The organism is Pseudomonas sp. Con_6 (assembly GCF_059379395.1).
Genome location: NZ_CM182011.1, coordinates 2,513,718 through 2,520,000, shown reverse-complemented (window position 1 = coordinate 2,520,000; position 6,283 = coordinate 2,513,718). Strand labels below are relative to the sequence as shown.

6 protein-coding genes (1 of these 6 running past the window's edge) are annotated in these 6,283 nt (G+C 61.8%); 4 read left to right on the top strand and 2 right to left on the bottom strand.

Annotated features, from left to right (window positions below; translation table 11 throughout):
• On the top strand, positions 1–675 hold the 3' portion of the coding sequence (rhtA, locus tag AC5QPF_RS11270) for a threonine/homoserine exporter RhtA (protein ID WP_494963287.1). It extends 213 nt beyond the left edge of the window; 675 of the gene's 888 nt are visible here — the last part of the coding sequence; its start codon lies off the left edge, out of view; the stop codon is at positions 673–675.
• A 177-nt stretch (positions 676–852) separates the two neighbouring features.
• Complete coding sequence (locus AC5QPF_RS11265; protein ID WP_494963286.1) at positions 853–1,134, top strand: hypothetical protein; 282 nt, start codon at positions 853–855, stop codon at positions 1,132–1,134.
• A gap of 36 nt (positions 1,135–1,170) precedes the next feature.
• On the opposite strand, the gene AC5QPF_RS11260 is transcribed toward AC5QPF_RS11265, so the two are convergent.
• Positions 1,171–2,982 carry a M24 family metallopeptidase gene (locus tag AC5QPF_RS11260; RefSeq protein ID WP_494963285.1) on the bottom strand — a complete coding sequence of 604 codons (1,812 nt, stop codon included), beginning with the start codon at positions 2,980–2,982 and terminating at the stop codon, positions 1,171–1,173.
• A gap of 58 nt (positions 2,983–3,040) precedes the next feature.
• On the bottom strand, positions 3,041–4,201 hold the full coding sequence (locus tag AC5QPF_RS11255; protein ID WP_494963284.1) for an aminotransferase class V-fold PLP-dependent enzyme: 1,161 nt from the start codon (positions 4,199–4,201) through the stop codon (positions 3,041–3,043).
• Between the two features lie 203 nt (positions 4,202–4,404).
• Between AC5QPF_RS11255 and AC5QPF_RS11250 the strand changes: the two genes are divergently transcribed.
• Positions 4,405–5,508 carry a DUF3182 family protein gene (locus tag AC5QPF_RS11250; protein ID WP_494963283.1) on the top strand — a complete coding sequence of 368 codons (1,104 nt, stop codon included), beginning with the start codon at positions 4,405–4,407 and terminating at the stop codon, positions 5,506–5,508.
• Entirely contained in the window at positions 5,495–6,265 is a 771-nt protein-coding gene (locus tag AC5QPF_RS11245; RefSeq protein WP_494963282.1) for an alpha/beta fold hydrolase, read from the top strand. The genes AC5QPF_RS11250 and AC5QPF_RS11245 overlap by 14 nt, the downstream gene beginning before the upstream one ends.
• Positions 6,266–6,283 lie beyond the last annotated feature (18 nt).

Here is a 6,283-nt window from a genome sequence, read left to right as displayed (position 1 = left end):
CTGAAGACGGTGATTATCTACGGCGCGGCACTGGGCGGCATGAACTTCCTCTTCTATATGTCGCTACAGACAGTCCCCCTCGGCATAGCCGTCGCCCTGGAGTTCACCGGCCCCCTGGCAGTGGCTCTCTATGCCTCGCGGCGCCCGGTCGACTTCTTGTGGATAGGCCTGGCCATCGCCGGCCTGCTGCTCCTGATCCCGATAGGCGAGACCAGCAAGGGTATCGACCCGATCGGCGCCGGATACGCACTGAGTGCCGGGGTCTGCTGGGCGCTGTACATCCTTTATGGTCAGAAGGCCGGCGCTGAGAACGGCATTCAGACCGCTGCCTTGGGCGTGGTCATCGCTGCACTGCTCGTCGCCCCCATCGGCATCGTCCAGGCCGGCAGCGCGCTGCTCAATCCCGCCCTAATACCAATCGCCCTTGGCGTGGCGGTTTTGTCCACCGCGCTGCCCTACAGCCTGGAGATGGTGGCCCTGACCCGCTTGCCCGCGCGCACCTTCGGCACCCTGATGAGCATCGAACCTGCCTTCGGCGCGCTTTCCGGCCTATTGTTCCTCAATGAAGTACTGAGCCCGGCACAATGGCTAGCGATCGCCGCGATCATCACTGCGTCGGTGGGCGCAACCCTGTCCATGCGCAAGGAAACCCCACCACCGATCGCCGCCGACTGATTGAGAAATACTTTCATTTAAAGTAACGCAAAAGATTGTGCATCGCCGTCTACCCTGTTTAAGCTGTACCACTGTTTTATTTTGAATTTTCCAATCGACGCAGGGACGAACAAGCATCAGGAAGGTGCGCACAAGAACGAACACGGGCGCAGACCCGCGCAAGCGTTAAGGACAGGAATGAAACGAATTTTGCTCATCCTAGCTATCCTGGCAGTCGCCGGTTGTACAGCGATCGCCAAAGAGGAAGTCAAGCGCGGCAAGAAAGGGCTGCACATCAACTGCTCCGGCCTGTCCTCTTCCTGGAACAAGTGCTACAGCAAAGCGGAAACCTCCTGTGGCGCCAAAGGCTACAGGGTCATAGCCAAGTCCGGTGACAACGACGAAGAGCCGGGCGATTACCCCTTCGGCATCAATCCGGCCGGCTACACCAGCCGTAGCATGATCGTCATCTGCAAATAAGAAAGGGCAACCTACGGGTTGCCCTTCTCGTTCCATTCAGCCAATCGCTTGCGTTCGCTCTCGCAGCCACGCCAGCGCCGGTCCCTCCACCAGTGGCTCCAGGCGTCGCCGCACTTGCTCATGATAAGCATCGAGCCAGGCAGCCTCCTCGCAGCCTAGCTGATCAATCAATAGACATCGGGTATCGATCGGGCACAGCGTCAGCGTCTCGAACTCAAGGAAATCGCCAAAACCACTCTTGCCCGAATCCCGGTTGATCACCAGGTTCTCGATGCGTACACCCCACTGCCCCGGACGATAGGTACCCGGTTCGATCGAAGTGATCATGCCCGTCTGCATCGCCGTGTGTGGCACTGCGGCGGCCTGGTAGGCAATGCTCTGCGGACCTTCATGGACATTCATGAAATAGCCAACGCCATGCCCGGTGCCATGCCCATAGTCAACCTGATCTGCCCACAATGGCGCACGCGCGATGGCATCGAGCAAGGGCGAGAGAATCCCCCGCGGAAACTTAGCCCGTGACAAGGCGATCATGCCCTTCAGGACACGCGTGCAATCCGCCTTCTGCTCGTGGGTTGGCATACCGATCGGGACCATACGGGTGATATCGGTAGTGCCACCCAGGTATTGCCCTCCGGAATCGATCAACAGAAGGCCGTCTCCTTCAATGCGTGCGAAGGATGCCGGCGTCGCGTGGTAATGAGGCATGGCACCATTGGCATTGAAGGCGGCGATGGTGGCAAAGCTCAGCGAGACGAACCCCGGTCGCCGCGCACGTGCTGCAGTCAGTTGCTCGTCGACATCGAGCTCGGTCACGCCCGTCGTGCCCTGCGCGGTCTCGAACCAGGCGAAGAACTCGCACAGCGCAGCACCATCCTGCTCCATGGTACGCCGAATATGCTGCAGGTCTGCCTCGCTCTTGCGCGACTTGGCCAGAGTGGTCGGGTTGATGCCCTCCAGCAGGCGAACCCCGTCCCGCAGGTTGGCGAGCAGACCACTGGTGACTTTGGCCGGATCCACCATCAGGTTACTGCCCGTGGCGATCCCGGCGAGTCCAGCGGATACCTCACGGTAATCGCGCAGGTCGACACCATCGGCGGCAAGCATCCGGCGCAACTCTTCATCCACCTTGCTTTCGGCCACGAACAGCGTCGCCGTCTCCTTGCCGATCAAGGCAAAGGATATGAATACCGGGTTATACGACACGTCGCTGCCACGCAGATTGAACAGCCAGGCGATATCGTCGACGGTGGCGATGAAATGCCAGTCAGCGTTCCGCCCGGCCAAGGACTGGCGCAGGTTCGCCAGCTTTTCCCCACGACTCGTCGTGGCATGCGGCGGCAGATGCGCATACACCGGATTGTCCGGTAGGGCGGGACGGTCGTTCCACACCTGTTGCAGCAGATCCTTGTCCAGCAACAAGCGCACATTACGTGCCTGCAGGCGCTCTTCCAGTTGCCGCGTCGAGGCAAGGGCCATCACCGCGCCATCCGCCGCCACAGCTCCACCGGCAGCGACATTGTCCACCAGCCAGTCCAGAGGACCGGGGCGACCCGGTTGCAGCTTGACCAGTTCGATGCCCGTGCCGGCCAGCTCCTGCCCGGCCTGTTCCCAGTAGCGACTATCGGCCCAGAGGCCGGCGAAATCTGCCGTCAGCACCAGCGTGCCGACCGACCCCTGAAAACCGGAAAGCCATCGCCGGCCCTGCCAGTAACCCGGCAGGTACTCGGACAGATGAGGATCGGCGGAAGGCACCAGCAGTGCATCGACCCCTTCGTTGCGCATCACCTGGCGCACCTGCGCCACACGACTCCTGATCGCATCCTGCGTTGTCGGCTGACTGTTCATGCTTGCTCCTTTCATCACCACGGCCTCGTATCACAGGCCGCTGATAATGGAGCAGGCCTCAGCCCCGGGCAACACCCCAGAACGGCGCGGGGCGCAGTGCTGCACGGATGGCGGCGACAGCGTGGTCGACGTCCGACACGCGGGTCAAACGCCCGAGGCTGAGACGGATGGTCTGCCCTGCCAGGTAGTCGTCATGGCCCAGTGCCAAGAGGACATGGGAGGGCGCACTACTCCCGGAATTGCAAGCTGAAGTGGAAGAAAACGCCAGGGTCGCGGCAAGCGCGGAAAGGTCCAGCGGATCGCCGCTGAAGGTCAGGCTGAGGGTGTGTGGAATGGACTCCCCGGGGCTGCCGTTTAACAGGAGACCGGAAATGTCCCGCAGCCTTGTAAGAAAACGCTCACGCAAATATCGGATCCTCTCCAACTCCTCCTGCTGTACCTCGCTCGCCAGGGCGAATGCCGCGCCCATCGCCACGATCTGATGGGTCGCCAGGGTGCCGGAACGCAGACCGCCTTCATGACCACCACCATGGATCTGCGCCTGCAGCAGTGGCCGGGCCCGCTCACCGACGTAAAGCGCACCAATTCCTTTAGGCCCATAGACCTTGTGCGCCGAGAACGACACCACGTCCACCGGCCAGGATTGCAGGTCGATGTCCACCTTGCCCGCCGCCTGCGCCGCATCCACATGCAACAGCGCGCCGTGGCCACGGACGATCTCGCCGATGCGACGGACATCGGTCAGCGTGCCGAGTTCGTTGTTCACCAGCATCAGCGAGACCAGGAAGGTGTCGGGCCGCAGGGCCGCCGTCACTGCTTGCGGGGTGATCAGGCCCTGGCTGTCCGGAGACAGGTAGGTGACTTCGAAACCAGCGTCCTGCAATTGCCGCGCAGTATCTAGAACGGCCTTGTGCTCGATGCGGCTGGTGATGATGTGTCCGCCGTTGCGGCCTTGGGCCAGCCCCTTGAGGGCGAGATTGTTGGATTCGGTGGCGCCCGAGGTCCAGACAACCTGCTCGGCGCGGGCCCCCACAAGTGCCGCGACCTGAGAGCGTGCCCGCTCCACCGCCTGGCGCGCCTGCTGGCCATAGCGATGCGAGCTGGATGCCGGGTTACCGAAATTACCGGCAGCACCCAGGCACCTGACCATCACCTCGATGACACGCTCGTCGACGGGTGTCGTAGCGGCATAGTCGAAATACAGCGGTAGGCTTTCCATGGTTCAAGGCTCTCTGGCAGTTGTCGCCCCGGAAAGCACGACGCTTCCCGATTCCTTGAGTGATAGTGCCTGAAACAACATAGAACCAATAATTATTAATTTTCATATTTATATAACTTTTAACCCATAAAACTCGCTTCCCCTGAACTTCCATACCCTCTCGCACTTCAGAACAGATAACCCCTAGTCACGGAGCGCCGACCATGCCCCGTCGGACCGATCACAAGCACGGCGTGCTGTTGCTCGATACCCGGGAACACACGCCCGACCATGAACGTGCCGTGTACCGCAAGCTGGCCGAACACTTGGCGGCCCTGTTACTCACCGAAGTGGTGGAGCAACCCACGGGCGAGCACGACAACCTCTATTACCTGCCCACCACTACACTGATCGACACGCAACAACAAAGGCCGCAGGGCATCACCTCGGTCAACGATTTCTTCGGCGGGCTGGTTGCGCACCCGTACATGGCGACCAAGGCGATTTCCCATCCGTTGCCCGCAGGCGCCACCTTCCCCTTGGGCTGGACCGACGAATTTGCCCGTCGCGCCAGTGACGCCCTGCTCAAGGGTTATACGGTATTCAGTGCCGACGACGCCCTCGCCGCTGCCCCCCTCCTTCTGAGCGATGGCTCATTGCGCCTGAAGCCGGTTCGGGCCACCGGGGGACGCGGGCAGACAGTAATCGCCACCGTCACGGAACTGGAAACCGCACTACGCCAAATGGACCCGGACGAACTGGCCCTGTGGGGCCTGGTACTGGAAGAGAACCTCGACAAAGTCGAAACCTACAGCGTCGGCCAGGCCCTGGTGGCCGGCATAACCTGCAGCTACTACGGCGTGCAGCAACTGACCTGCAATAACCAGGGTGAGTCGGTGTACGGCGGCTCTGACCTGGTGCTGGTCCGCGGTGGCTATGACGAACTGCTGCAATTGGAACTGGAAGACCCGCTGCGCCTGGCCATTACCCAGGCATGTCGCTACGAGCAAGCTGCGCTCGACGTCTTTCCCGGCTTTCTCGCCTCCCGCCGCAACTACGACGTAGCCCGCGGCGTCAGTGCCGCAGGGCATATGGTCAGCGGCGTGCTGGAACAATCCTGGCGAATCGGCGGGGCCAGCAGTGCCGAACTGCTGGCCTTGCATGCCTTTGCCGAGGAGCCTGCCCTGCGCCGAGTCCGTGCCTCCACCCATGAGGTATTCGGTGACGCCTTGCTGCCCACCGACGCCACGCTTTTCTACGAAGGGGACGACAGTGAGGTCGGACAAATCTGCAAATATGCGAGGATCCGCGACTATGACCATCCATAGCGAAAACCTCGACATTCTCGTCGATGGCGAAAGCATCGCCGGCACCCTGCTCAGCCCAAGCCCCAAGGTGCCAGGGATTCTCTTCGTGCATGGCTGGGGCGGCAGTCAGCAACGCGACCTGGCGCGAGCCAAGCACATCACCGGGCTAGGCTGCGTGTGCATGACCTTCGATCTGCGCGGCCATGAGAAAACCGAAAGCCAGCGGCGCAGCGTGACCCGCGAGCAAAACCTCGCCGATTTGCTGGCCGCCTATGACCGGCTGGTCAGCCATCCCGCCGTGGACACTAGCTCCATCGCCGTCATCGGCAGCAGCTACGGCGGCTACCTCGCCACCCTGCTGACCCGCCAGCGCCCGGTAAAATGGCTGGCGCTGCGAGTGCCGGCGTTGTACTGGGACGATGAATGGAGCCTGCCCAAGCAGGCACTGGACCGCCAGCGCCTGTCACAGTACCGCCTGATGACCCTCGGTCCCGGCGACAACCGCGCCCTGGCCGCGTGCGCGGAGTTCGCTGGCGACGTACTGCTGGTAGAGTCGGAAACCGATGACTACGTGCCCCATACCACGCTGATGAGCTACCGCTCGGCGTTCGGCTGCGCCCATTCGTTGACTCACCGAATCGTCGATGGCGCGGACCATGCGTTGTCCAGCGACCGTAGCCAGAAGGCCTACAGTGCGCTGTTGACGGCGTGGGTCAGCGAGATGGTGATCGGGGCGCGGCTGGATCGTTATCCGCATCATTCGCCTTGGTATTCATGACACCTCTTCGCGGGCAAT

Excerpts from the sequence above, each read along its gene's own strand:
- AC5QPF_RS11245 (WP_494963282.1), top strand. The coding sequence starts at position 5,495 with ATGACCATCCATAGCGAAAACCTCGACATTCTCGTCGATGGCGAAAGC.
- AC5QPF_RS11260 (WP_494963285.1), bottom strand. The coding sequence starts at position 2,982 with ATGAACAGTCAGCCGACAACGCAGGATGCGATCAGGAGTCGTGTGGCG.
- AC5QPF_RS11255 (WP_494963284.1), bottom strand. The coding sequence starts at position 4,201 with ATGGAAAGCCTACCGCTGTATTTCGACTATGCCGCTACGACACCCGTC.
- AC5QPF_RS11265 (WP_494963286.1), top strand. The coding sequence starts at position 853 with ATGAAACGAATTTTGCTCATCCTAGCTATCCTGGCAGTCGCCGGTTGT.
- AC5QPF_RS11250 (WP_494963283.1), top strand. The coding sequence starts at position 4,405 with ATGCCCCGTCGGACCGATCACAAGCACGGCGTGCTGTTGCTCGATACC.